At 69.3% G+C, this 24,500-nt stretch carries 18 protein-coding genes and 2 pseudogenes; 11 read left to right on the top strand and 9 right to left on the bottom strand.

The window, feature by feature from the left end; all coding sequences use genetic code 11:
• The first annotated feature begins 49 nt into the window (after window positions 1-49).
• From BZY54_RS02870 to BZY54_RS02880, 3 genes are all read left to right on the top strand, one after another.
• Window positions 50-1,543, top strand: a complete 1,494-nt coding sequence (locus BZY54_RS02870; RefSeq protein WP_086722816.1) for a sulfatase-like hydrolase/transferase — start codon at window positions 50-52, stop codon at window positions 1,541-1,543.
• Entirely contained in the window at window positions 1,540-2,199 is a 660-nt protein-coding gene (locus tag BZY54_RS02875; protein ID WP_086722817.1) for an N-acetylmuramoyl-L-alanine amidase, read from the top strand. The genes BZY54_RS02870 and BZY54_RS02875 overlap by 4 nt, the downstream gene beginning before the upstream one ends.
• Before the next feature lie 322 nt (window positions 2,200-2,521).
• Entirely contained in the window at window positions 2,522-3,169 is a 648-nt protein-coding gene (locus BZY54_RS02880) for a class I SAM-dependent methyltransferase (protein WP_086722818.1), read from the top strand.
• Between the two features lie 138 nt (window positions 3,170-3,307).
• Here the strand turns inward: BZY54_RS02880 and BZY54_RS02885 are convergent.
• The 3 genes and pseudogenes from BZY54_RS02885 to BZY54_RS02895 all read right to left on the bottom strand — a co-directional run.
• Window positions 3,308-3,706, bottom strand: a pseudogene (locus BZY54_RS02885) (SDR family oxidoreductase); the annotation flags it as partial.
• A gap of 19 nt (window positions 3,707-3,725) precedes the next feature.
• A complete protein-coding gene (locus BZY54_RS02890) occupies window positions 3,726-4,262 on the bottom strand; it encodes a cyclophilin-like fold protein (RefSeq protein ID WP_086722821.1) in 537 nt (178 codons plus the stop codon).
• Window positions 4,263-4,328: 66 nt separating this feature from the next.
• The gene (locus tag BZY54_RS02895; protein WP_086722823.1) at window positions 4,329-5,345 is read right to left on the bottom strand and encodes a zinc-dependent alcohol dehydrogenase family protein; all 1,017 of its coding nucleotides are present in this window, start codon (window positions 5,343-5,345) and stop codon (window positions 4,329-4,331) included.
• A gap of 249 nt (window positions 5,346-5,594) precedes the next feature.
• On the opposite strand from BZY54_RS02895, the gene BZY54_RS02900 reads away from it, so the two are divergent.
• On the top strand, window positions 5,595-6,488 hold the full coding sequence (locus BZY54_RS02900; protein WP_086722825.1) for a helix-turn-helix transcriptional regulator: 894 nt from the start codon (window positions 5,595-5,597) through the stop codon (window positions 6,486-6,488).
• Between the two features lie 438 nt (window positions 6,489-6,926).
• Here BZY54_RS02900 and BZY54_RS02910 read toward each other — a convergent pair whose 3' ends face one another.
• Window positions 6,927-7,331 carry a gas vesicle structural protein GvpA gene (locus BZY54_RS02910; protein WP_086722828.1) on the bottom strand — a complete coding sequence of 135 codons (405 nt, stop codon included), beginning with the start codon at window positions 7,329-7,331 and terminating at the stop codon, window positions 6,927-6,929.
• 545 nt (window positions 7,332-7,876) lie between these two features.
• Between BZY54_RS02910 and BZY54_RS02915 the strand changes: the two genes are divergently transcribed.
• Window positions 7,877-9,145 (top strand): amidohydrolase, encoded by a 1,269-nt coding sequence (locus tag BZY54_RS02915; protein ID WP_086722829.1) that lies wholly within the window; start codon window positions 7,877-7,879, stop codon window positions 9,143-9,145.
• A 47-nt stretch (window positions 9,146-9,192) separates the two neighbouring features.
• Here the strand turns inward: BZY54_RS02915 and BZY54_RS52080 are convergent, their stop codons facing one another.
• Both BZY54_RS52080 and BZY54_RS02925 read right to left on the bottom strand, forming a co-directional pair.
• A complete protein-coding gene (locus BZY54_RS52080; RefSeq protein ID WP_208640526.1) occupies window positions 9,193-9,783 on the bottom strand; it encodes a hypothetical protein in 591 nt (196 codons plus the stop codon).
• Between the two features lie 272 nt (window positions 9,784-10,055).
• On the bottom strand, window positions 10,056-10,454 hold the full coding sequence (locus BZY54_RS02925; RefSeq protein WP_086722831.1) for a winged helix-turn-helix transcriptional regulator: 399 nt from the start codon (window positions 10,452-10,454) through the stop codon (window positions 10,056-10,058).
• Window positions 10,455-10,637: 183 nt separating this feature from the next.
• Between BZY54_RS02925 and BZY54_RS02930 the strand changes: the two genes are divergently transcribed.
• Window positions 10,638-11,363: an alpha/beta fold hydrolase gene (locus tag BZY54_RS02930; protein WP_086722833.1), complete on the top strand. Its 726-nt coding sequence runs from the start codon at window positions 10,638-10,640 to the stop codon at window positions 11,361-11,363.
• Between the two features lie 278 nt (window positions 11,364-11,641).
• On the opposite strand, the gene BZY54_RS02935 is transcribed toward BZY54_RS02930, so the two are convergent.
• Both BZY54_RS02935 and BZY54_RS02940 read right to left on the bottom strand, forming a co-directional pair.
• Complete coding sequence (locus BZY54_RS02935) at window positions 11,642-12,541, bottom strand: serine hydrolase (protein ID WP_086722895.1); 900 nt, start codon at window positions 12,539-12,541, stop codon at window positions 11,642-11,644.
• Window positions 12,542-12,555: 14 nt separating this feature from the next.
• Complete coding sequence (locus BZY54_RS02940) at window positions 12,556-13,485, bottom strand: LysR family transcriptional regulator (RefSeq protein ID WP_244216925.1); 930 nt, start codon at window positions 13,483-13,485, stop codon at window positions 12,556-12,558.
• Window positions 13,486-13,600: 115 nt separating this feature from the next.
• On the opposite strand from BZY54_RS02940, the gene BZY54_RS02945 reads away from it, so the two are divergent.
• The 3 genes from BZY54_RS02945 to BZY54_RS02955 all read left to right on the top strand — a co-directional run bounded on the left by BZY54_RS02945 (window position 13,601) and on the right by BZY54_RS02955 (window position 17,748).
• Window positions 13,601-15,250: a penicillin-binding transpeptidase domain-containing protein gene (locus BZY54_RS02945; RefSeq protein ID WP_086722837.1), complete on the top strand. Its 1,650-nt coding sequence runs from the start codon at window positions 13,601-13,603 to the stop codon at window positions 15,248-15,250.
• Window positions 15,251-15,976: 726 nt separating this feature from the next.
• A complete protein-coding gene (gene lepB, locus BZY54_RS02950) occupies window positions 15,977-16,648 on the top strand; it encodes a signal peptidase I (RefSeq protein ID WP_086722838.1) in 672 nt (223 codons plus the stop codon).
• 305 nt (window positions 16,649-16,953) lie between these two features.
• Window positions 16,954-17,748, top strand: a complete 795-nt coding sequence (locus tag BZY54_RS02955; RefSeq protein WP_208640527.1) for a COG4705 family protein — start codon at window positions 16,954-16,956, stop codon at window positions 17,746-17,748.
• Window positions 17,749-17,861: 113 nt separating this feature from the next.
• Here BZY54_RS02955 and BZY54_RS55270 read toward each other — a convergent pair.
• A pseudogene (locus tag BZY54_RS55270) lies at window positions 17,862-18,603 on the bottom strand (SDR family oxidoreductase).
• A gap of 812 nt (window positions 18,604-19,415) precedes the next feature.
• Here BZY54_RS55270 and BZY54_RS02965 point away from each other — a divergent pair.
• Together BZY54_RS02965 and BZY54_RS02970 are read left to right on the top strand one after the other, a co-directional pair.
• A complete protein-coding gene (locus BZY54_RS02965) occupies window positions 19,416-22,958 on the top strand; it encodes a ThuA domain-containing protein (RefSeq protein WP_086722840.1) in 3,543 nt (1,180 codons plus the stop codon).
• 84 nt (window positions 22,959-23,042) lie between these two features.
• Window positions 23,043-24,350, top strand: coding sequence for a sugar phosphate isomerase/epimerase family protein (locus BZY54_RS02970; RefSeq protein ID WP_086722841.1), 1,308 nt, complete (start codon window positions 23,043-23,045; stop codon window positions 24,348-24,350).
• The last annotated feature ends 150 nt before the right edge of the window (window positions 24,351-24,500 follow it).

Consider the following 24,500-nt stretch of genomic DNA (forward strand, 5'->3'; position numbering starts at 1 on the left):
GTCCCCACCCGACTGCCCCGATCGCGTTCTCCTACTGGAAGGGGACACTGTGACCTGCCCGACCGCTCCGAACATCGTGTTCGCAATGTCCGATCAGCTCCGCGCCGACTTCACCGCGGGCATGGGCTTCGACCTCGACACGATGCCCTTTCTCGACTCCATCGCCACCCAGGGCACCCGCTTCCGTCGGGCGTACACCACCGCCCCGGCCTGCGTCCCGGCGCGCACCAGCCTGCTCACCGGCAGATGGCCCAGCACCCACCGCATACGGCAGAACTCCAACACCGGCCCGCAGCTGGTGTCGCGCGGCGACGACCTGCTCGATGTGCTGCGCGGCGCCGGCTACCAGTTGTTCTACGCCGGCAAGACGCACATGTACCGAAACAAGGCGGCGGACTACGACGCCTTCTCCGCGTACGGGCACACGATGGCACCGGACACCACCGACGAGCAGCGCGCCTTCACCGACTATCTGATCTCCATCGACATGGGCCCGACGACTGAACCCACCCCGTTCCCGGTGGAGCTCCAGTACCCGCACCGGATCGTCTCCGACGCCATCCAGCAGATAGACGCCCGGGACCCCGACAAGCCGTTCTTCGCCTTTGTCTCCACGCCCGAGCCGCACAACCCGTACCAGGTGTCGGAACCGTACTTCTCGATGTTCGCCGAGGACGAGATCCCCAACCGGCTCTGCGGCCCCGCGGCCGCGGAGGCCAAGGGCGGCGCCTACAAGTGGCTACGCGACCTGGTGGAGGAGAAGCGCCCCGGCTACGACAAAATGTGGCGCCGCTACCTCGCCACCTACTGCGGCATGCTCCGCCTCATCGACGACCAGTGGCGCCGGCTCGTCGACCACCTGAAGGAGCAGGGGCTGTGGGACAACACTCTGCTCATCTTCCTTGCCGACCACGGCGACTACACCGCCGAATACGGCCTGCAACGCAAGGGCGCCGGCATCCCCGAGGTCCTGGCCCACATCCCCATGATCGTGCACGGCTGCGGCGTCGCGGCCCAGGACAACAAGAAGGACTTCGTCTCGATCGCCGACATCCTTCCCACCGTGTGCGAGGCGATCGGCCGTCCCATCCCCCTGGGTGTCCAGGGCCGCAGCCTGTGGCAGATACTCACCGGCGCCGAGTACCCGGCCGCGGAGTTCGCCGACATCGTCACCGAGCGCGGCTACGGCGGCCTGCCCTATCCCGACGACGCCCGGCCGCCGCTGCACTTCCCCTACGAAGGCACCAGGTACGACGAGCTGAACAGCGTGACCCAGAGCGGCTCGTCGCGGATGATCCGGCACGACCACTACAAGCTCTACGAGCATGTCGCCGACGCCGGTGAGCTGTACGACCTCGACAAGGATCCGATGGAGCTGGACAACCGCTGGGATGATCCGAGCCTGCGCAAGATCAAGGCCGATCTCATGCAGCGACTGCAACGATGGTCGGTCCGGCTCACCGACGACCTGCCGAAAGGGCAGTACAACGCCAAGCTCGCCCCGCACAACTGGTACCGGACCTCGGAGGAGGACGGAGCATGACCGGACCGATCCGCCACAGCGACGGCAACGGGCAACCTTCCCCGTCACGCCGTACGGTCCTGCGCGGTGCCGCCGCCGTCACCCTGGCCACGGCGGCCACCACCGCAGCCGGCGCCGGAACCGCTTCCGCGGCCGGCGCCGGCCCCTCCCCCGCGGTCGTCGACCACCCGGGCGCGCAGTGGCTGCCCGCGGACCCCGCCAACTACCGCACCGCACGGCGCCCTCGCAGCCATCCGATCGACTACGTGGTCGTCCATGTCACGCAGGAGCACTTCGACGACGCCGTCGCCGTCTTCCAGAACCCCGGCCGGAGAACCTCGGCCCACTATCTGGTCCGCTCGGCTGACGGCCACATCGGCCAGTGCGTCCGGGAGAAGGACATCGCCTGGCACGCCGGTGATCCCGGCTACGACGACCACAGCATCGGCATCACACACGAGGGCTGGGTCAATTCCACCGCCTGGTTCACCGAGGAGATGTACGCCTCGTCCGCGGCGCTCACCGCGGCCGTGTGCGCGCGCCATGCGATTCCACTGGACCGTACCCACATCCTGGGTCACCACGAGGTGTCCAGCGCCACCCACACCGACCCCGGAGCCAACTGGGACTGGGATCACTATCTCGAACTGGTGCGGATGGCGAGAACCAAGAGGTGAGGCGCACGCCCGAGGGAGTGGCGCCCGCGCCTCCGCTCCCTCGGGCGTGCGCCGGGATCCGGACCGGCGCCCGAGCGGATCACGGCCGCCGCTCCGGGGCTGAGACTCGTGCCGTCTTGACGAGGACGGCCGCGGCTCGCACCGACGACGGTAGCGGCGCTCGCCTGTGCGCAGCGACGGCGGCTGGTATTCGGTTCGTCGCCCGCTCGGCCGACAGCATCTTCGACCTGCTCGCCGGGGCGCTTCAGAACACGTTGTGGGGCCACCTCCCGGATGGCACGATGCGCTGAAGCGTCAATCGGCAAGAGAGGGAGGCCTCTTGATGGACGAGCAGGGTGGTTCGCGGGCCGCGGCGGTGTTCGACGCTCTGGGAGCCGACTACGAGAAGGCGTTCGCCGGGTCGGCCGCGCACCGGTCGTCACTCGAGTGGCTTCTCGGCCGACTCGCGCCCGGCAGTCGGGTGCTCGACGTGGGCAGCGGAACGGGCCGGCCCACGGCGCAGACCCTCGTCGCCGCGGGGCACGAGGTGCTGGGCGTCGACGTCTCCCCGGTCATGGTGGAACTCGCCACCCGGCAGGTGCCCGGGGCTTGCTTCCGGTGTGCCGACATCCGTGAAGTCCCCCTGACCGATGCCTCGTTCGACGCGATCTGCGTGTATTTCTCGCTCCTGCAGATGTCGCGTGACGACCAGTCTCGGCTCCTGCGCCGGCTCGTACAGGCGCTGAAGCCCGGCGGCAGCCTGGCCGTCGCCACGGTGCCCCTGGACGTGGAGGACGTCGAGGGTGTCTTCATGGGCCAGAAGGTACGGGTGACGAGCTTCGCGGCCGAGGGCTTCGCCGCGATGGTCACCGGGGCCGGCCTGTCCGTCGTGTCCGAGGAGAGCTTCCTGTTCACCCCGTCTCACCCGGACGCCGTGCCCGAGCCCCACCTCTTCCTCCACTGCCTCCGCAAGGAGACCGCAGGGGCCTGAACCCGGTCATCGCCCCTTGTCCGCCGGTCCAGGTTCGCCGCGCACTCCCCGTGCTGCGCCATCGGGAGGACGTCAGCGGAGCACGGGGGGCAGATCAGGGGTTCACCGGTCGGGGGCGGGACGGGGCGGTGAAGGCCGTCATCGGGCGACGTAGCCGCCGTCGACGGGGAGGGCGACGCCGATGACGAAGCCGGCGCTGCACAGCCACAGGACGGCCTGGGCGATCTCCCCGGCCGTGCCGAGCCGGTCGATGGGCTGGTTGGCTTCGGCCTCGGCGCGGTCGAGTTCCCCCTTGGCAATCATGTCGCGGACCATGGGGGTGTCGATGGTGCCGGGGCAGATGGCGTTGACGCGGATGCCGCGAGGGGCGTATTCGAGGGCGGCGCTGGTGGTCAGGCCGATCACGCCGTGCTTGGAGGAGTGGTAGGAGGCGCGACCGGGGATGCCGACGAGTCCGCCGAGCGAGGAGCAGTTGACGATGGCGCCGCTGCCCTGGGCGCGCATGTGGCGCAGTTCGTGCTTCATGCTCGCCCAGATGCATGCGTGGTGGACGAGGTCAAGCGGCGGCTTCGAGGGTGATGCGGCCGGCCCCGGCCAGCTGGTCGGGGCCGGCGTGGATCTGGCCGAGGACGAGTAGGTCGGCCGATGCGGACGGGCCGCCGCGGTGGAAGAGGGCGAGGTTGCCCCAGGGCGCGTAGTAGGCGAGGTCGCCCGCCTTGGCCGCGGTCGGTTCGGGAGCGCCGGAGGTGTTCAGCTTGCGCGGCGGACAGCCGATCCGCTCCGTCCCGTGGAAGTCGTCCAGGTCCAGGGTGAGCAGGAGCAGAGTGACGAGGTCGCGGGCGGCGGGGCTGTTGTTCAAGGTGGCGTCGACGGGCCGGCCGTCGAGGGTGACACGAATGTCCATGGAGGTGTTCCTGTCGGAGCCGGGCGGGGTGGTGGGTGCCGCTGTCTCCTGCTGCCGTCCCGGCGACGCCGACGAGGAGAGCCCGGACGGCGAAGCGGCCTCCGGGGAGCCGTTGGAGCAGGCGGTCAGGGCCAGCAGAGCGGCTGCCGGGGCCGCCCGGGCCAGGGCCCGGAGAGGTACGGAGATCACGGGCGTCGTCCGGTGGGACGGTCGGGCAGCGGCTCGGCGCAGTGCCGGCGCCCGGGCGGGGTGGGGTCAGGGGGTGAGGAGGGTCTTGATGGCGCGGCGCTCGTCCATCGCCTGGTAGCCCTCGGCGACCTGTTCCAGGGGCAAGGTGAGGTCGAAGACCCTGCCCGGGTCGATCCGGCCGGTCAGGACTCGGTCGATCAGGTCGGGCAGGTAGCGGCGCACGGGGGCGGGGCCGCCACGCAGGCCGACGTGGGAGAAGAACAGCTCCTGGCCGTCGACCGCCACGTCGTGGGGGACGCCGACGAAGCCGACGTTGCCGCCGGGCCGGGCCGAACGGAGAGCCTGCTGCATGGCCTGGGCGGTGCCCACGCACTCCAGCACCGCGTCGGCGCCGATCCCGCCGGTGAGGTCCTTGATCCGGGCCACGCCCTCTTCGCCGCGCTCGGTGACGATGTCGGTGGCGCCGAACTCCCGGGCGAGCTTCTGGCGGGGTTCGTGGCGGCTCATGACGATGATCCGCCCGGCGCCCATCTCCTTCGCCGCGATCACACCGCACAGGCCCACGGCTCCGTCACCGACGACCACGGCGGTGGAGCCCGGCTTGACCTCGGCGGCGTCGGCGGCCCACCAGCCGGTGCCCATGACGTCGGAGACGGCGAGCAGGCCGGGCCAGAACTGCTCCCCGGGCGTCTCGCCGGTGGCGACCAGGGTGCCCTGTGCGTTGGGGATGCGCACGTAGTCGGCCTGGCAGGTGCTCATGAACTCGCGATGCAGGCAGTTGGACTGAAAACCGTTGCGGCAGTTGGCGCAGGTGTTGTCCGAGGTCGCGAACGAGCCGATCACGAACTGGCCGCGCCTGACCGCAGTGACCTCGCTGCCGACCTCCTCCACGAAGCCTACGTATTCGTGCCCCATCGGGTGCGCCTCGCCGATCGGCTCCAGGCCCCGATAGGGCCACAGGTCCGAGCCGCACACACAGGTGACGGCCGTCCGGATGATCGCGTCGGCCGGATGGAGGATCTTCGGGTCGTCCAGGTTCTCGAAGCGGATGTCGCCGGGGGCGTGGATCACTGCTCCGCGCATGACGGGTTCCTTACGTGCTGAGGCGTGCGCTGCCGGGGTGTACCGGCGGCGCCGAGTGCGGGTCCGGGCCGGGCACAGGCGGCGAGCCGCCCGTGAGCCGGGTGCGGGCTCCTCACCGGCCGCGTTCACGGCCGGACGGAGGCGCTACGTCCTCCAGACAACCGGCTCTCCGTACGCGCAGCGAGTCACGCTCAAGGGGTGTACCGGCAGTACATCCCTACGGCCGCGTGCGGGACGTACGGTCGAGGGGTGGACAACCGTGAAGAGGTCCGCGAGTTCCTCACCTCGCGGCGCGCGAAGATCACCCCGGAGCAGGCGGGGCTGCCGCCCGGCAACAGGCGGCGTGTGCCCGGCCTGCGCAGGAGCGAGGTGGCCGCGCTCGCCGACATGAGCGTGGAGTACTACGCCAAGCTCGAACGCGGCAACCTCGCCGGCGTCTCGCCCGCCGTCCTCGAAGCGGTCGCCCGTGCCCTCCGGCTCGACGACGCCGAGCGCGCCCATCTGCTGAATCTGGCCCAGGCCGCCGACGGCTCCGACTCCCTCGCCCGCCCCCGGCGCCGCGCCACCCGGCAATGGACACCGCACCGCAGCCTGCAATGGACCCTGGACGCCATCACCGCCGGACCCGCCTTCGTCCGCAACGGCCGCATGGACATCGTCGCCGCCAACCCGCTCGCCCGCGCCTTCTACACCGACGTCTACGCCACGCCCCACAACCAGGCGAACCTCGCCCGCTTCAACTTCCTCGACCCCGCCTCGCGCCGCTTCTACCCCGACTGGGACACCTTCGCCGACGTCGCCGTCGCCATCCTGCGCACCGAAGCCGGCCGCAACCCGCACGACAAGGACCTGCACGACCTGGTCGGTGAACTGTCCACTCGCAGCGACGAGTTCCGCACCCGCTGGGGCGCACACAACGTCCGCCACCACGGCACCGGCACCAAGCGCTTCCACCACTCGGCCGTCGGTGAACTCACCCTCGCCTTCGAGGGCCTGGACATGGCCGCGGAACCCGGCCTCACTCTCACCATCTACACCGCCGAACCCGGCTCCCCTTCCGAAGAGGGCCTGCGCCTCCTCGCCTCCTGGGCCGCCACCCAAGAAGCCGCGGCCTCCCCGTCACGGACGTCTCCGGCGGGCTGACCGGCTCGTCGCTCAGCACGCGATCCTCGCCGGGAAAGCCCGGCGCCGGATGCGTTCAGCGCGTGGTGGCGCCCAGGCCTGCCCGGGCGCCACTGCCCGGGCAGGTCCCTGGTCCGCCACTCGCTTGATCACCACAGCCGGGGCTTCCTGCGGTGCAGCTCGCTGCCGCCCGACGTCCGAGGACACCACCCCGGCGGCCACCGCGCCTGCCGACACACCGCCCACGACGGCAAGCAGCCGCGGGACGAGCACGACCCATGCTTCGACGAGATCGCCGCGCCGCCTGAGCGGGCTGCGCCGAGCCCGTCCGGCCGTTGCCCAGCGACTGCTGATCACCCTCCCGTGGCGTGCGCAACAGGGCCGAGGTACGCATCGAGAGCCGCACGAGGCCGGCGCGCGAAAGGTGCTAGCGGTGGTCGATGCCGTGGACGTAGGTGCTCATCGTTCCTCATCCCGGCGCGGGCGTGCGGTTTCCCTCTCGCGGTGCTCGTCCCGCGCCTGCTGGAAGGCATCGGAGATGGCCTGGGCAGCGCCGGACAGGGCCCCCTTCGTCTTGGCCTGACTGCTGGAACCGGTGAGCCGGCCGCCGAGGATCTCCGGCAGTCCGGCCGGCTTGTGCGGCCCCGCCTCCAGGTCCATGCGGTTGCACGCCTCGGCGAACCGCAGATAGGTGTCCACGCTCGCCACCACGACCCGCACATCGATCTTCAAGATTTCGATTCCGACCAGGGAGACCCGCACGAACGCGTCGATCACCAACCCTCGGTCGAGAACCAGCTCCAGTACGTCGTACAGACCACTGGTACCTCCCCCGCCCCCGCCATGCGCTGCCACCACACTCACCCTGACCAGCTCCCTTGCCTATCCCCTGGCTCATCTCTCCAGCCCGGGCGGCCGCACCCGCACGGCATCCGAAGACGCGGACGCGACCAGCGAAACACCCCCAAGTAACCCCATCCATCTGGATGAAACACCTGAGCCGACACCACCCCGACCACGACTGCCCAGACCTCGACCACGGCCCCGAGACAGAGCTTTGTCATGACTTGGACCGACCAGGTCGCGCCTGCCGCCGCCCGGGCAGAAGTGGGTGTCCGTCGTCACCTGGCTCGAGCCGATTTTCCGGTATGGGCGACGATGGATATGTGGTGACGACCGGTGCGGCTGGTTCGAAACTCCACTGCCGGAGTCGGCAGGCCGGGTCTCTCCCGGCCCCGGTGCGGTGACCGCGGTATCGGCGAGGCCGACGCGGTCTGCCGCTGCGCTGGTGTCTACGGCCCGTGGCGACCGCCCCGGCGCACGCGAGGCGGGAAGCGTACGGTCCGGTCGGATGCGGGGCCGGAACACCGAATTCACCCGGGAATGCAAGGTCTGAAGGGTGTCTCGCCATGACCTCACACGACACGGCTCAGCGGGTCCTGGCCGGTCTGGACGCCGACCTGATCCAGAACCTGGAAGCTCTCTACCAGGACCTGCACGCCCATCCCGAACTGTCCTTCGAGGAGCATCGCACGGCCGCCGAAGTCTTCCGCCGTGCGCGGGAGCTGGGTTACGAGGTCACCGAGGGGGTCGGGCAGACCGGCGTTGTGGCCAAGCTGGTGAACGGCCAGGGCCCGACCGTGCTGCTGCGCGCCGACTTCGACGCGTTGCCCGTCACCGAGCGGACCGGACTGCCCTACGCCTCGACGAACGAGGGTGTGATGCACGCCTGCGGCCACGATGTGCACGCCACGTGTCTGCTGGGCACCATGGCTCTCCTCGCCGGCGCCCGCGACAAGTGGTGGGGCACCGTCCTGGCCGTGTTCCAGCCCGCTGAGGAACTCGGCCAGGGTGCCCAGGCCATGGTCGACGACGACCTCTACGCCCGCTTCGGCACGCCCGACGTCGTCCTCGGTCAGCATGTGATGTCGATCCCGGCCGGCACCGTGGCCTGCCACCCCGGTCTGGCCTTCGCCGCCACCGACGCCCTCAAGGTGCGCATGTTCGGGCGCGGGGCCCACGCATCGATGCCGGAAGCGGCGATCGACCCGGTGGTGATGGCGGCCTCCACCGTGATGCGGCTGCAGACCGTGGTCTCCCGCGAGATCGCCTCCATGGACCGGGCCGTGGTCACCGTCGGCGCCCTGCGGGCGGGCTCCAGAGACAACGTCATTCCGGACGAGGCCGAACTGCAGCTCAACATCCGCACCTACACCCCGCACGTTCGGGCAGCCGTCCTGGGCGCGGTGGAGCGGATCGTACGCGGTGAGGCGGAGGCAGCCGGGGCGCAACGGGATCCTGAGATCGGCACCATGCACACCTTTCCGCTGATGTTCAACGACGAGGACGCGTGCGCCCGCACCCTGGCCGCCATCGGTGACGTGATCGGCCACGACAGGCTGACCGATCCGGGTGCCTCCTCCGGCAGTGAGGACGTCGGCGTCTTCGGCACCAGTGCGAACGCTCCGGTGTGCTACTGGCTGCTCGGAGGCATCGATCCCGACGTCTACGCGAAGGCCGACGCCGCGGGTACCAGGAACCGCGACATCCCGCAGAACCACTCTCCGTTCTTCGCGCCCGTCATGCAGCCCACCCTCACCAACGGTGTCACCGCGCTGACCGCTGCGGCCCTCGCGTGGCTCGGCCAGCCCTCGCATCCGGCGTCACCATCCGCATGACCACGCTGTGCACACCTGGCACGCCCGGCAGTGCGCACGTCACCCGCCTACCAGGATGATCCAGCACGGGTCATGAGCCGTTCGGCCGGGCCACGAGCTCGGCGAGGACCGGCGACGGGCGGGCCGCGGGCGGCCCGGCTCATCGTGCCCCGTCGTCCTGCTCGGTGGGGGCTCCCGGTGCGCGGGTCATGGTGCCGCCTCGCCCAGGTTTCGCTGCGCCCCTGCGTGAGCGCTTCGCCGGCCACGAGGACAATGGCGAGGGCGGTGACGTTGGTGCCCAGCTTCAGCTGGGCCGCGTCCGCGACCGTATTGTGCACCGACGCCCGCACCTCGTCGGGCGTGCCGTCGCCGTACCACACGGCCTGCCGCGTCAGCGTCATCGCCAGTACGCCCGCCGCGTCCTTGAACTGCCGGTGCCGGACCACGTCCCGGATCTGCTGGTTGGCGTCCGGGTTCGCGGGCGGGGTGTACAGGGTGGCCGGCGGCGCCGAGTGCGCCGGCGCCGCTGCCTGCGCGGGAGCAGCGGCGAACGCGGTGGTGGCCAGCGCGACTGCGACTGCGGCTGCGGTGAGCGGACGGGGGGCTCCGCTGGTTCTGGCGGGTGTTCCGGTGCTTCCGGCACGGTCGCGTGCGGTCATGCGGGCGGCTCCTCGGATACGTGGGGTGGCCGTGTGCGTTCATGACAGCTATGGGAGCGCTCCCATTGCACGGCACCAAGGAATTAACCCCTCATACAGCAGCGGCGTCAATCCTCCTGACACACTTCGAAATTGAGGGCTTCAGAGGCATGACGTTCACGAAGAACCCAGGACGGACGCGGCCAGCGTCGCCATGGCGTACCGGTCCGCGCCGGACGCGCCCGCATCAACGGGGGACTGCCGGGTGACGATCGACTCGCCGTCCGCGTCCGCTACGGGGCCACTGGTGTGTTCGTGCGGGCGTCATAGGCGGCGCGGGCATCGTCGATCCGGGTGAGGTGCGCGACGCTCCATTCGAGGAGGGGCGCGGTGGCCTCGCGCAGGGTGACGCCCATCTCCGTGAGCTCGTAGCTGACATGCGGCGGCATCACCTCGTGGACGGTGCGGGTGAGGATTCCGTCCCGCTCCAGACTGCGCAGCGTCACGGTGAGCATGCGCTGGCTGATTCCGTCGATGGCCTTCTTGAGCTCGGTGAAACGGCGCGGCCCGTTCCTGAGATTGCGCACGACCAGCAGCGACCACTTGTCCCCGACGATGTCGAGCACCACCCGGGTCCGGCACGCGTCACTGGGCCGCGTCGCGAGCCGCGGATCGCCGTGTGCCGCGTCCATGGTTACCTCCAGAGAACCGGGGCACCGAAAAGTGCCTTATTGCCTGCGGTGCGTCCTGTGCACCAGCATGCTTTCGGTACTCAAACAGTACCGAGGCACGAAAGGTAACCACCAGAGCCGCGAATCGTCGGCATGTGCGTGGCCCGTGCTCTTCTGCTTCTGCGAAGGAAGATCGATTCACTCATGTCCATATTTCTGCTGGTACACGGCGCTTGGCACAGCGGACGGTGCTGGGAGCGGGTGGTGCCGCTGCTGGAGGCTGCCGGGCACCGGGTGTTCGCGCCGTCCCTGACCGGCTATGGCGACAAGGCAGACCTACTCGGTCCGGAGGTGGGGCTCGATACGCACGTCGACGACGTGGTCGGACTGATCACCGAGCAGAAACTCAACGACGTAGTACTCGTCGGCCACAGCTACGCGGGGCTGGTGATCTCCTCGGTCGCCAACCGGATTCCGGAACGCATCGCGCACCTGGTCTACCTCGACGCGATGGTCCCCGAGGACGGCGAGTCCGCGGTCGACGTCCAACCCGTGACACGGCAACTGATCGAGCTCGCCGAGAAGTCCGAGAGCGGCTGGCGCGTGCCGCCGATGCCCGAGCAGCCCGCGCCCTTCGGCCTGTTCGGCGTCACAGACCCGGCCGACGTTGCCTGGCTGCACGGAATGCTCTCGGACCAGCCGGTGCGCTGTCTGCGGCAGCCGGTGCGGCTGGACAACCCAGCCGTGAACGCGATCCCGCGCACGCACATCCACAATGTCGGCGCCATGCCGGCGGGGGTCACCCGTCGCCCTGTCCCCCCGATCCAACCCAACGGCACTGCCGCGCGGGTCTGGGAGTTGCCGACCGGCCACGACTGCATGATCACCATGCCGGACGAACTCAGTGAACTGCTTCTCAAGCTCGCCTAGGCCGTGGCTGCACGGCGGGCTCGCAGCGGACGGCGAGCTTGTCGCTCGAACTCTGCGGAGCCGTCAACCGCGGCCGTGGCTTGGCCAAGGTTTCGTGACGGCGGCAGCTCGTGCAGGCTTCATTCGCGGCGTCCGCCACGGCCTTCACCGCGTCGTTGTCGTGGTGGGGTCTGTCTGTGCCGCTCGCCTGCGTGCGTTGTCGAGGTCGTGCTCGTACGCGGCGTCGCAGTTCCAAGCGAGCCTACGTCTTCCTCGGGACCGTCACCGTTGCAACCCCGTCAGCGTGCGCTCGGCGGCACATCACGCTTTCGGTTGTGCAGTGCGTCCACGGCGATGCGGGCGGCCGTGCCGATGACGGCGTCGGCCGCGGGAAGCGTAGCCGCGGTGCGGGCGGTTCGGGTGAAGACGGCGACGGCGTAACGGCCGCCGTCGGGGTACTCGACGACTCCCACCTCGTTGCGCAGCGTCGGCAGCGATCCAGTCTTCCCCGCGACGTGCACGTCGTCGAACGGGAACCCGGAGGCCAGGCGGTGCGGCCATACCTGAAGGGCCATCACCCGCCTGATGGCGGCGCCGTGTTCGGGAGGGCACGCCTCGTCGCGCCAGACGGCACGCAGCAGCCGGGTCATGTCCCGCGGGGTGCTGTGGTTGGTGCGGGCCGGATCGAGTGCGCGCAGCCGCGCGACGACGTGCGGGTCGGCCAGCGCCTGGACACCGGCGGGTCCTGCGTCCTCCTTGATGCTGGCGAGCATGGCGCCGAAGGTGTGCACGGCCCGTGTCGTTTCGAGGCCGAGGCGGGCCGTTGTGCGGTTGACGGCGTCGAGACCGACTCGGGCCAGGAGCAGATCGGCCGCGGCGTTGTCACTGACGGCCATCATCAGGTACGCGAGGTCACGCAGTGACAGCCGGGTGGCGTCCAGCATCGCGGCGAGCCCGGTGGGCCCCGGGGTGCGGCCGTCCGGCGAGCATTCGACCGGCTCCGTGAGATCGAGGTCGCCGGTCGCAGCCCGGTCGTGCAGCGCGACCAGCAGGCACAGTTTGTGGACACTCGCGGTGCAGACCAACTGGTCGGCGTCGACGCCGAGTTGTGCGGCGGAATCGATGTCGAGGGCATGGAGCCGCCCGGTGACTCCGGCATCGGCGAAAGCCGCGCGGATGCGGTCGGGAGCGTCGGGCACGTTCACGGTATGGGTCACAGCCAGTACTCCGCTGCCGGGCGCAGGTGCATCGGGCGCGTGGGGGTGTCGGGGCGGGCGCCGGCGGTGGTGCGCAGCGCGTGCGTGGCCGCGTCGGCGAAGGCCCGTACGGCGGTGTCGCCGTGCCCGCGCGGCCAGGCGACGGAGTGCCGCCAGGCCAGCGGGGCACCCGCGAGGGGGCGCCATACCAGGTCGGCGTCGGGTTCGGCGGCCTGTGCGTCGCGCGAGCTGAAGGCGACGGCACCGGCGGAGAGCACGAGGCCGCGCACAAAGCTGGCGCCCTGGCCGTGCCGGACTGCGGGCGGCGTGTAGCCGCCGCGGGCACAGGTGGTGAGCAGGTCGTCGTAGAGCACGGGGGCGCTGGCCCGCGGGAAGAGGATCAGGTCGAATCCGGCGAGCGAGGAGAGCGGCACCTCGGCGTATCCGGCCACCTCGGCGTCGCGTGGCAGCAGAACGCCGAGGTCGCGCCGTAGCACCGGGCCGAGTTCGAGGCCGGTCACGTCGCAGGGGTGGTTGATGAGTCCGACGTCGAGTTCGTGTGCGGCGAAGCGGGCGAGCTGATCGGTGGTGGACAGTTCGTGCAGTTCCAGCTCCACGCCGGACCGCCGGTCCTGGAACCCCGTGAGGAGCGCGGCGACGGTGTCGCCCGCGATGTCGGGCGGCAGCCCGGCCCGCAGCAGCCCGCTCTCGCCGTCTCTGATCCGGCGCGCGGCCGCTCGCAGCGCCTCCGACCGGGCGAGCAGTTCACGCGCCTCGGGAAGCAGCAGCAGACCTGCCTTGGTGATGGCCACCTGACGGCTGGTCCGGTCGAAGAGCCGCACCTCCAGTTCCCGCTCCAGCCGCTGGATGCGCTGCGACAGGGGCGGCTGGGCCATCCCGAGGCGGGCTGCGGCCCGCCCGAAGTGTGACTCTTCTGCAACAGTCACAAAGCACTCCAGGTGCCGAATCAGGTCCACGATCAGCGATCATATGTGATTTCGATCGATAGCCCATCGATATCCAACTTGGACAGAGACCTGGGCCGATTGCTCTCCTCACGGCATGACACACCCTTCCTCACCTCCCGACGCCGTCTTCGGGCACACCACCACCCGCCGCCACCGAGGCCGTCGCCCCGGACTCCGGGCGGGCGTCGCCGTGACCGTCCTGACGGCCGTCGCCGTGGGCAGCGCGTACGCCGCCGGGCTCGGCCCCTTCGAGCGCGACGACGCCCCCGATCCCGCGGCCGTCGCTCAGGCCCAGGCGTTCCTCGCGGACTGGGCAGGCGGCCGGCTCGACAGCGCGGGCTCCCGCACCACGAGTCCCGCGAGGGCTCAGAAGGTGCTGCGCAGCTTCACCGCCGGTCTCGACATCAGCAAACCGGAGCTCACCGCCGCGCGGGCCACGACGGAGGACGACGGCACGGTCCGGGTCGCCTTCACGGCGAAGATGCCCGTCACGGGGCTGGGCACCTGGACCTACCGGTCCGAGCTCCCCGTGCGGGAACAGGAGAACGGGTCCTGGAAGGTCGACTGGTCCCTGTCGCTCGTCCATCCGCATCTCAGCGACACCGCCAAGTTCCGCCTGGAGCGTGAGGACACTCCCCTGCCGAAGGTCATCGACCGGAACGGGACGTCCCTGACGGGCGATGCCCATCCGTCGTTGCGGCCCGTGCTGACCCAGTTCGCCAGGGGCGGCTCCGGGCCGCACGGCGCGATCCGGCTCGTCGACCGGGCCACCGGCGAAGTCGAGCGCACGGAGGCCACCTTCGGGAAGAAGGACGGGCAGCCGTCCGACAAACCGGTAACCACGACACTCGACGCCACCTGGCAGGCGGCGGCGGACAAGGCCCTGGCCGACACGACCGGCGGCAAGAACGCCTCGCTCGTCGCCCTGAGGGTCGACAACGGCGAGATCCTCGCGATGGCCAACTCCCCCGCCACCGGCTTCAATCGGGCGGTCTCCGGTACGTATGCTCCCGGCTCCACCTGGAAGATCGTGACGAGCAGCGCGCTGCTGCTCAAGGGTGCCGTCGCGCCCGACGACGTCGTGGACTGCCCCAAGTACCTGACCGTCGGCAAGTCGTTCCACAACGTCGAGACATCCGAGTTCCCGGGCGCCACCTTCCGGAAGGCCTTCACCGAGTCCTGCAACACCGCCTTCATCGGCCTGCGCGACAAGCTCGGCGACGCCGAACTCGGCGATGTGGCACGGGAGTACTTCGGGGTCGGCCAGGAGTGGCACGTGGGGATCCCGTCGTACGACGGCTCGGTGCCGGTGCCCAAGGACGAGACGGAGAAGGCCGCTTCGATGATCGGGCAGGGTCGGATCCAGGCGAACCCACTGATCATGGCGTCCGTCACGGCGACCGCAGCGTCCGGCCGGTTCCATCAGCCGACGATCGTCCCCGGCGGGAAGGAAACGACCTCGACGAAGCCGCTCCCGTCGTCCGTGGTGACCCGACTGCGCGCGCTGATGCGGGCCACCGTGACCGACGGAACGGCGCGCGTGCTGGCCGATCTGCCCGGTGGCATCGGCGCGAAGACGGGCACCGCGGAGGTCGCCGACGGCCGGCCCAACAACGGCTGGCTCGTCGCACGGCGCGGCAATGTCGCCGTGGCGTGCGTCGTCGAGCAGGGTGTCACGGGTGGTGGTTCAGCCGGTCCGATCCTGCACAGCCTCTTGTCCGCCGTCCCCGGCGATCCGTCGTGATGCCGGGCCTGAGGAAGGCACGGGCAGGGCGGGGTTCCCTCGCCGTCGGAGAGTCAGGCATTCCCTGAAGCGAGCACGAGTCGTCGGCGTTCCGTAGTCGCGTCCAGATCAGGATGGCTGCGAGGTGGACCAGATGATCCAAACGACGGGCCCTGGTCGTCATCCTTCAGGCATGCAGTCCGTCGGCAAGTGTTTCCCCCAAGCCTGGCGAGGGAGATCGACGGTATGGTTCCGCGAGGTCACCCAAGGGGAGGGAGCGCGGGTATGCAGCCTGATGGTGCCGAGGTTGCCGAGACACCGATGCCAGAGGTTCTAGAAGCGCTTGCTGATCGGCTCGAGGAAGAGACGGCTGCATCTCTGGAAGCGCTGCGTCGGCAGGCCGCTCGTCTGCGGGCGGAGACCGCCGCAACCGTGGCCTCTCTACGAGAGCAAGCTGCTCGTCTGCGTGATGACCAAGACTTTCGCCGCTGAGTGAGAACTCCTACGGCCCGGACTACGAGCCGTTGCGATCGACCTGATGGGGATGACGCCACAGGTTCAACGGGTCCGCCCTCGTCCCCAGCTCGTAGCGCGGGGCGGTGATCGAGATACCGTGCGGGCCATGGACGAGCCTCGCATCAAGGTCATGGGCGCAGGAACCGATGCTGCCGTCCACGGGCGGGCGTGCACGGGAGAAACCGCTAGCCTCGACGCGCGCGGGAGAGCCCCGCGGGGGAGGGTACTGTGATGCGCAAGCGGCGAGGGCTGACGATAACGGCCTGGCTTCTGGGGACCTTGGGGCTGGTGCTGCTCGTCGGGTCCGTCGTGTTCTCGGTGGCCAGCTACTCCACCGCCACAGTGTCGAGCGACAGCATGGCGCCCACGTACACCATCGGCCAGCGGATCGTGTACGAGCGGGTCGGTGGGGACGATGTCCGGCGGGGCGATGTGGTGCTGTACATGGCGCCGGAGCGTTACCAGTTCAACGAGAGCGTCATGCAGCGCGTCATCGCTGTGGGCGGCGATCACGTCTCGTGCTGCACGGGGCTGGGTACCCCTCGGGAGCGGATCACCGTCGACGGCCGGCCGCTCGACGAGCCGTACGTGAAGGACGGCGTCGCCGACGGGATGCACCGCCCGTACGACGTGACGGTGCCCGACGGGCGGCTGTTCTTGCTCGGTGATCACCGCGTGAACGCGCGGGACTCCCGCTTCTTCACCTGGGACCACGGCGGCACGGTGCCAGCCACCGCCGTGCGGGGCCGGGTGATCGATGACTACACGGTTCCGGTTCTGCTCGGGGTGGCCGCGCTGCTCGGGCTGCTCCTCGCGCTCGCCGGGCTCGGCTTCGGGATCGCCGCGTGGGCCGTACGGCGGCGAGTGACTCCCCCGCTGCCACCGTGGCCCGTGCAGGCGTAGCGGACGGCTCAGGGGCCGGCGGCCGGGCCCGGTCCTCGGGGGCCGCCGTACTCCGGGGGGCCAGAGGGCTGCGTGCCCACTCCGGGGGATCGTGACCGTGATCGGCTGTGAAGAACAACGGATGCTCCGTTCGGCCCGACCGCCTGGCCGAGGTGCGTGCAGCGAGCGAGCCTTGACTCACGCCTGTTTCTGCGTGGGGGTGTGCGCGGCCGTCCGCACGGCACACCCCGTTGTATCTGTCGCCTCCGGTCACCGTGGGATCCGCATGGTCAGCACGTGAATCCGGCTGTGGATAGGAGCTTCACGTGAGCAAGGTCCCTGTGAGCAAGTTGCCGATGGTCGGCGTGCTCTTCTGGACGATCAAGATCGTGGCAACCACGCTGGGCGAGTCGGTATCGAACTTCGTGTCGATGGCGCCCCTGAATCTCGGCTACGCCGCCAGCGCACTCATTTTCCTGGTGACCTTCGCGCTCACCCTGGCCATGCAGTTGAAGAGCGACCGGTTCCAGCCAGTGGTGTTCTGGTCGGTGATCCTGACGACCAGCATCGTGGGCACCGCCATGTCGGACTACATGAACCGCACTGCCGGGCTGGGCTACGCCGGCGGCGCGGCCGTGCTGACCACCCTGCTGGTGCTCGTGCTGATCGGGTGGCGAGCGACCGGGCAAACCATGGATGTGGAACGGATCGCCACTACCAAGGGCGAGGTTCTGTATTGGACCGCGACCCTGGTGTCCAACACGCTGGGCACCTCCAGCGGTGACTTCCTTTCCGATGGTCTGGGCATCGGCTTCCGGGACAGCGCGCTCCTGCTGTCTGCGGCGATGCTGCTGATCCTCGCCGCACATTACTTCACCCCGATCTCCGGCACAGTGCTGTTCTGGTCGGCCTACGTGCTGACCCGCCCCCTCGGGGCTGTCGCGGAGAACGCCGTCGAAAAGCCCGTCCTACAAGGGGGAATGGGTGTAGGAACGACCATCACTTCAGGAGCTCTGCTCGCTGTGCTCGTAGTACTCGTGAGCTACCAGCAACTCACTCGGAGACCCACGGCTGTACAGCAGCGAGGTACAGCAACCTCAGCGACCTTCAGTGTCAAATAGCGGCTCTCGAAACACTCACTGCAGCCAGTACGAAACGCTCAATGCCCCGTCCACCTGGAGCTACGGACCAGAAGGTGATGCCCTCCGCGCGGTACCGTGCTGAGAGAACGGTGTCAGCCGAGCTGCCCCGTGGTCCGCATGGTGATGTGGTTGATGTCCACGCCCGCGGGCTGGTTGACGGCGAAGACGATCGTGTCCGCGATCTGCTCGGCCGTCATTGCCGGCGCCGTCTCGGGGGTGCCGCCGCGCTTGTCCTAAAACGGGTGTCCACCACACCGGGGGCGACGACCGTCACGCCGACCCCGTCCTTGCCCACGAGCAGCCGCGTGTTCTCGGCCGGCGCGTGCGGGGCCCAATTGGTGACCGAGTACAGGTTGCCGGGTGTGTTGCGAACCCCGGCGACCGAACCGGTGATCACGATCCGGCCCTTGGATTCCCGCAGGTGCGGCAGCGTCTCCCGCACCAGTAGGGCCGGGCCCAGAACGTTTGTCAGGACCATGGCACGCGTGTCCTCGGGGCCGTGGCTCTCCAGGTTACCGGGCAGTGAGAAACCGGCGTGGCGATCACGTTGTCCCGTCGGCCCCATGTGTCCACCGCGCGGCGCACGGCGGCAGCGACATCGTGTTCGTCGCTGGTGTCCCCGGTGATCGTCGGTAGCCGCTCGCCTGCTCCGGCCGAAGCCGCGAAGGCGGCCGGCTTGTCCGCATCACGTCCGGTGACGGCCACGTGGTGGCCCTGCTTGAGTAGGGCGCGGGCGGTGGCGGCGCCGATTCCGGTCGAGCCACCGGTGATCAGCGTGACGTGTCCCTCGTACCTCTGGACGGCACCGCACCGATCGAAGACTTCCTCATCCACGTCGACGGCACTGCGGCCCGCTTCCGCCACTGACGAGGTGTGACGCCCGGGCGAACACGGCCCGGCCCGTCTCAGTACCCGTCTCCTTCAGCCCCGTTCACGGGCGTTCAGACCAGCCCCCCGAACCGTCCTCGCCTCGTCGGCCAGCCCGGGTCACGACTACCCGACCACAGCCGTCGGCAGCCGCGACTGTGCGTCAGACACTGGTTGGGGACGAAGAGATCGCCGTGCCACAGCCGTTCCGGAAGCAGGGGTCAGCAGCGGTCAACAACGGTGGCCAGCGGGTCATCCGTGCCCGCCCGCTCGGCCGGCGAAGCCGAAGGTCACCTGCCATACGGCCCTCCATGCTTGCTCGGCCCTGCTCGTACTTCGCGAGCGGCAACGAGACCAGCACCCTCCCGCAGGCCCGTGGCACGAGCTCGATCGCCAGTACGCCGGTGATGTGCCGCCAGAGATCGCCGGCTGGGCAACGGCCTTCCTCTCGCAGACAGCTGACTTTGACTTGTTTAAGCAGAAGTTCTGCCCCTTTACTTAAAACTTGCGCGGACCGGACTCTTTCTTTGGCGCATTCGCGGCTATACGATCCGCGCAGGAACTTGGCCCGAGCCAGCCGCTCACCAGCGATCCCGGTGGGCGCTGACGCGCAGCTCGGCGTCGTGCACGCACCTGCCGTCACCCCGTCCCACCCGCACTGCAGCGACTGATCACCCGTCTGCCTTTTCTTCCGGCATACCGGCGCATACCGCACCTTCCCCGGCCGGGCCGTCTCCGCATGACGGTCCGTTGGTCGGGCGTACCCCTGAGGAGGTTCCATGCGCATAGCCCTCCGCCGTCGCCTCACCACGTTCGGCGTGCTGCTCGCCCTCGTGGGCAGCACGCTCATCGGCTTGGCGTCGGCGTCTGTTCCGGCCGCGGCGTCCGCCCCGGCTGCGCCCGTGCCGGAGAGCTCCGGCAATCAGTACAGAGTCCTGGTCTTCACGAAATCCACAGAGGCACACTCGTCGCTGACCAACGCCGGTGTGGACGCCATAAGACAGTTGGGCGATCAGCTCCGGTTCGCGGTTCAGGTGACCGACGACGCCCGAAAGTTCGACGAGGAGCACCTCAAGCAGTACCGCGCCGTCGTCTTCCTCAATACGAGCGGCGACGTGCTCACCACCGCCCAGCAGGACGCCTTCGAGTCGTACTACCGCGCGGGCGGCGGCCTCGTCGCCGTCGGCTCGGCGATCGAGGCCCAGCCCGACTGGAAATTCCTGTCCGACGTCCTCGGCACCCGCGCATCCGGCCGGACCGACGTGCAGCCCGGCACCATCAAGGTCGCAGACCGCGTCCACGAGGCGTCGAAGAACCTGCCGGAGTACTGGACCCGTTCCGACGCCTGGTACAACTTCAAGTCCAATGTGCGCGGCAAGAGCCATGTCCTGGCCACCGTCGTCGAGGACACCTTCAAGCAGCAGCCGTCGGGTGACACGCTCACCGGCATCAGCGGCGGCACGATGGGGGCCGACCACCCGGTCACCTGGTGCAAGGACTTCGAGGGGGGCCGCTCCTTCTACACCGCGCTCGGCAACACCGCGGCCAGTTTCCGCGAGGGCGACATGCGCTCGCACCTCGGTGGCGCGATCAAGTGGGCTGCCGGGCAGGCCGATCCGGTGTACTCCGACTGCGGTGCGACAGTGCTGTCCAACTACCAGCAGACGGCCGTAGCAGCCCCGCCGAACCTGGGCGAGCCGATCGGCTTCGACGTCCTTCCCGACGGCCGGGCCATCCAGACCGACCGCCGCGGCAGCGTCCGCCTGCACGACACCAAGTCGAACACGACCACCGTGCTGGCCCAGATCCCGGTCTACCAGAACAGCGAAGACGGCATGTACGGGCCGGGGATCGACAACGACTTCAAGACCAACCACTGGGTCTACCTCTACTACGCGCCTCCCACTGTGAAGGACGTGAAGCTGTCGACGGGTGAGGTCGTCACGCAGACGACTCCGACGGCGGACGCGCCGACCACCGGGGACTCGCCGGCGGTCTGGGATCCCTGGGTCGGGTACTTCCAGCTGTCCCGTTTCAAGTTCGTCGACGCCGCCGGGGACACGCCGGCGCACCTCGATGTCGGCTCCGAGCAGCAGATCATGCGGGTTCCGGTCAACCGCGGCGCCTGCTGCCACGTCGCGGGTGACATCGACTTCGACAAGCACAACAACCTGTGGATGGTCACCGGCGACGACACCCCCGCCGGTAGCGGCAACTCCGGGGGCTTCTCTCCCTTCAACGACATGAAGACCACGAGCGGGCAGTACAACGCCCCGTTCGTCGACGCTCGCCGCTCGGCGCAGAACACCAACGACCTGCGCGGCAAGCTCCTGCGCATCTCGGTCAAGGACGGCGACATCGCCGCCGGCGACCAGAACAAGTTCGGCGGCGCCTACACGGTCCCCTCGGGCAACCTCTTCCCGGTCGGCAAGGACAAGACCCGTCCGGAGATCTACGCCATGGGCTTCCGCAACCCGTTCCGGGTCCAGGTCGACGAGAACGACGTCGCCTACATCACCGACTACTCGCCCGACTCGCAGACCCCGCAGAACTTCCGCGGGCCGGCTGGAACCGGCCGGGTGGAGATCGTGCGCAAGCCGGCGAACTACGGCTGGCCGCTGTGCTACCGGACGGACCTGCCGTACTACCGCTGGAACTTCAACACCTCCACGCCGCTGGACAGTCCGCCGCAGCAGTTCGAGTGCAACAACCCCGAGCACGGGCCGCAGAACAACTCCCGGTGGAACCTCGAAGGCGGGCCCACCGTCGAGCCCGGCCTCGAGTACGGCCCGCCGATCACCAACCCGGACATCTGGTACTCGTACACACCCGAGAACCGGGCGGACAACCCGATCGGTACGCCGTGCCTCGCCTACTACAACGGCTCCGGCGCCACCAGTTGCCCGCGGCTGTTCCCCGAGCTGGGCACCGGCGGTGTCGGCCCGCAGGGCGCGGCCAAGTACCACTTCGACCCGGACAACCCGGATCAGACGAAGCTGCCGCCGTACTACGACAACGCGGTCTTCATGGGCGAGTTCACCCGGGACACCCTCAAGGAGGTCCGCCTGGACTCGAAGGGCCGAGTGTTCAAGATCAACGACGTGCTCGACTGTGCCGGTCTCAACGCCAAGCGGGTCCCGGACACGAGCAAGCCGTTCGAGTGCGACAACCCGATGGACATGCAGTTCGACGGGGACGGTCACTTCTACCTGCTCGGCTACGGCGACGGCTTCTTCAACAGCAACCCCGACGCCGGCCTGTACCGGTGGGACTACGTCAAGGGCAAGCGCGCACCGATCCCGGTGCTCGCGGCGACGCCGACGAACGGCTCCGCGCCGCTGAACGTGCAGTTCTCCAGCGCCGGTTCGCGGGATCCCGACGCGGGCGACTCGATCCGGTTCGAGTGGGACTTCAACGGTGACGGAACCGTCGACTCGATCGACCCCGACCCGCAGTACACCTACACGACGCCGGGACAGTACACCGCGAAGCTGACGGTGCTCGACTCCAGCGGCAAGTCCGCCTCGGCGAACACGACCATCACGGTCGGCAACACCGCGCCCACCGTGACCGTCAAGACGCCGGTCGACGGCGGCCTGTTCTCCTTCGGCGAGAGCATCCCGTTCTCGGTGACGGTCACCGATCCCGAGGACGGGACGATCGACTGCAGCAAGGTCGAGGTGACGTTCGTCCTCGGCCACGACACCCACGGCCACGCCGAGCAGAGCGCCCACGGCTGCACGGGTGTGCTGGCGACCGATGCCAACGACGTGTCCCACGGGGGCAACGTGTTCGGTGTCATCAGCGCCTCGTACACCGATAAGGGCGGAGCCGGCGGCGTTCCGGCGCTGACGACGGTCGCTCAGAATCAGATCCGGCAAAAGCGCCAGGAGGCCGAGGTCGCCCTGGAGGAGTCCGGTACCACCGTCGCCACGACGAACGACCCGGACGGCGGCAGTCAGCACCGCGGCAGCCTCGGCAGCGGCGACTGGATCGCCCTGAACGGCCCGTTCAACCTGCTCAACACCGACTCGCTGACGTTCCGGGTGGCGAGCACGTCGACGCAGGTGCCGGCGGGCAGCCCGATGGCCGCCGTCGAGGTCCGTCTCGACTCGGTCGGCGGGCCGATTCTCACCACGGCGAATCTCACGTCGACCGGTGGCACGGCGACCTGGCAGAGCCAGAAGTTCCCGATCACCGACCCGGGCGGCAAGCACAAGATCTACCTCGTGTTCAAGTCGGTCGACGGCGGCCAGACCGGCGGCAACCTGTTCAACCTCAACTGGGCCGAGTTCGGCGGACAAGGAGTGAGCGCGTCCTAGCACCACCCCGCGGCCGGGGCGCCGTGCGATCACCACGGCGCCCCGGCCCAGATCTGGTTCAGCCACTTCGAAAGAGGGACCACGATGGCCTTCGACAGCAAGTTCAACCGGCGCCGGTTCATGGTTGGCGCGGGCGCGGCGGTGGCCGCGGCGTTCAGCCCGATCGGCCCCGCATCGGTGTTCACGCCGGCCCAGGCGAGCGCGGCCGGCGGGCGGCTCATCCCGGGCGGCAAGCTGGGCACGATCGCCTACAGCCAGCGCGACGTGCCCACGCGGGTCGGCATCGCGGCGAGCGCGCGGCTCGGCGTTTCACCCACCATGGGCTACCTGGGCGGGCCGAACTTCCCGCAGGACCCCACCGACCTCGGCCCGCTCGTGCCGCTGCCCGGCGGCTGGGTGGAGCTGTTCGAGTTCCTGGCGAACTGCGGCTTCAAGCAGATCGAGTTCGCCGGCTACGGCCAGAACGCCGCGAACCCCGGCGGCGACGTGCCCAACCCGGCGCCGGGCGGCATCACCACACCGCAGTCGCGGGCAGCGTACCTGGCGTACGCGCGCACGCTGCGCGGCTTCCTCGACGCGTACGGTCTGGAGGTGATCGGCAACCACGGGTTCATCCCGAACACGTGGAACGGCCCGAACAGCCCCGGCGGCGCCATGGCCGCACAGGACTACGAGCGGCTGCAGACCGAGCTCGAATTCGCGGCGATCCTGGGCACGCCGTTCATGGGCACCGGCAGCGACCCGACGAACGCGGGCAACCGCAACATCGAGCCGTGGACCGTCGCCGGCGAGAAATGGGAGGCGCTGAACACGCTCAGCCTCCAGTGGGGCATCCACCTGTACACCCACAACCACTCGCCGGCGTACAACTTCCTGCAGGACGGTCCCATGGTCACCGTGACCGAGGACCGCGTGACAGGAAAGCCGATCGCGCCCACGCAGGTGCGGGGAGAGTCGGGTAAACGCCTCATGCAGCACTATCTCGACGTCACCGACCCGGCCCTGTGCGTCATCGAGATGGACGTGTACTGGGCGCACGTCGCCCAGCACCAGTGGCGGTGGCGCTACGACTGGGAGGGCAACCGCGTCGAGGACGTCTTCGACCCGGCCGCCCAGGTCGCCAAGCAGCCGCAGCGCTACCAGCTGTTCCACGCCAAGGACGGCGATGCCACCGGCGAGGCACCCGGTGTCGGCAACGGCTACAACTTCATCCCCTTCGGCGACCCCCGCAGCGACATCGACTACACGACCTTCTACAAGAGCGTCGGTGCCAAGGGTCACTACAACTCGAACTACGAGCAGGACAACGCCCCGGGCGGCAGCTCGGATCCGGGCCAGTCCCTGCGGTTCTCCAAGATCAGTGCGGCCGGCATGGCGACACTGCGCGGCTGACACCTGGCGGCTCTCCTTCCCGCTCGCGTCGCGGCGGCCACGCGACCCGGTGGCCACCGCGGCGGGAACGGGGTGCGTGCCCCGGAACCTGGAGCAGCGTCCGGTCCCAGGATGCGCGGGCAAGCACCTCGCACCGCCCGGCTGACACGC

This window comes from Streptomyces carpinensis, assembly GCF_002154505.1.
Lineage (GTDB): Bacteria > Actinomycetota > Actinomycetes > Streptomycetales > Streptomycetaceae > Streptomyces > Streptomyces carpinensis.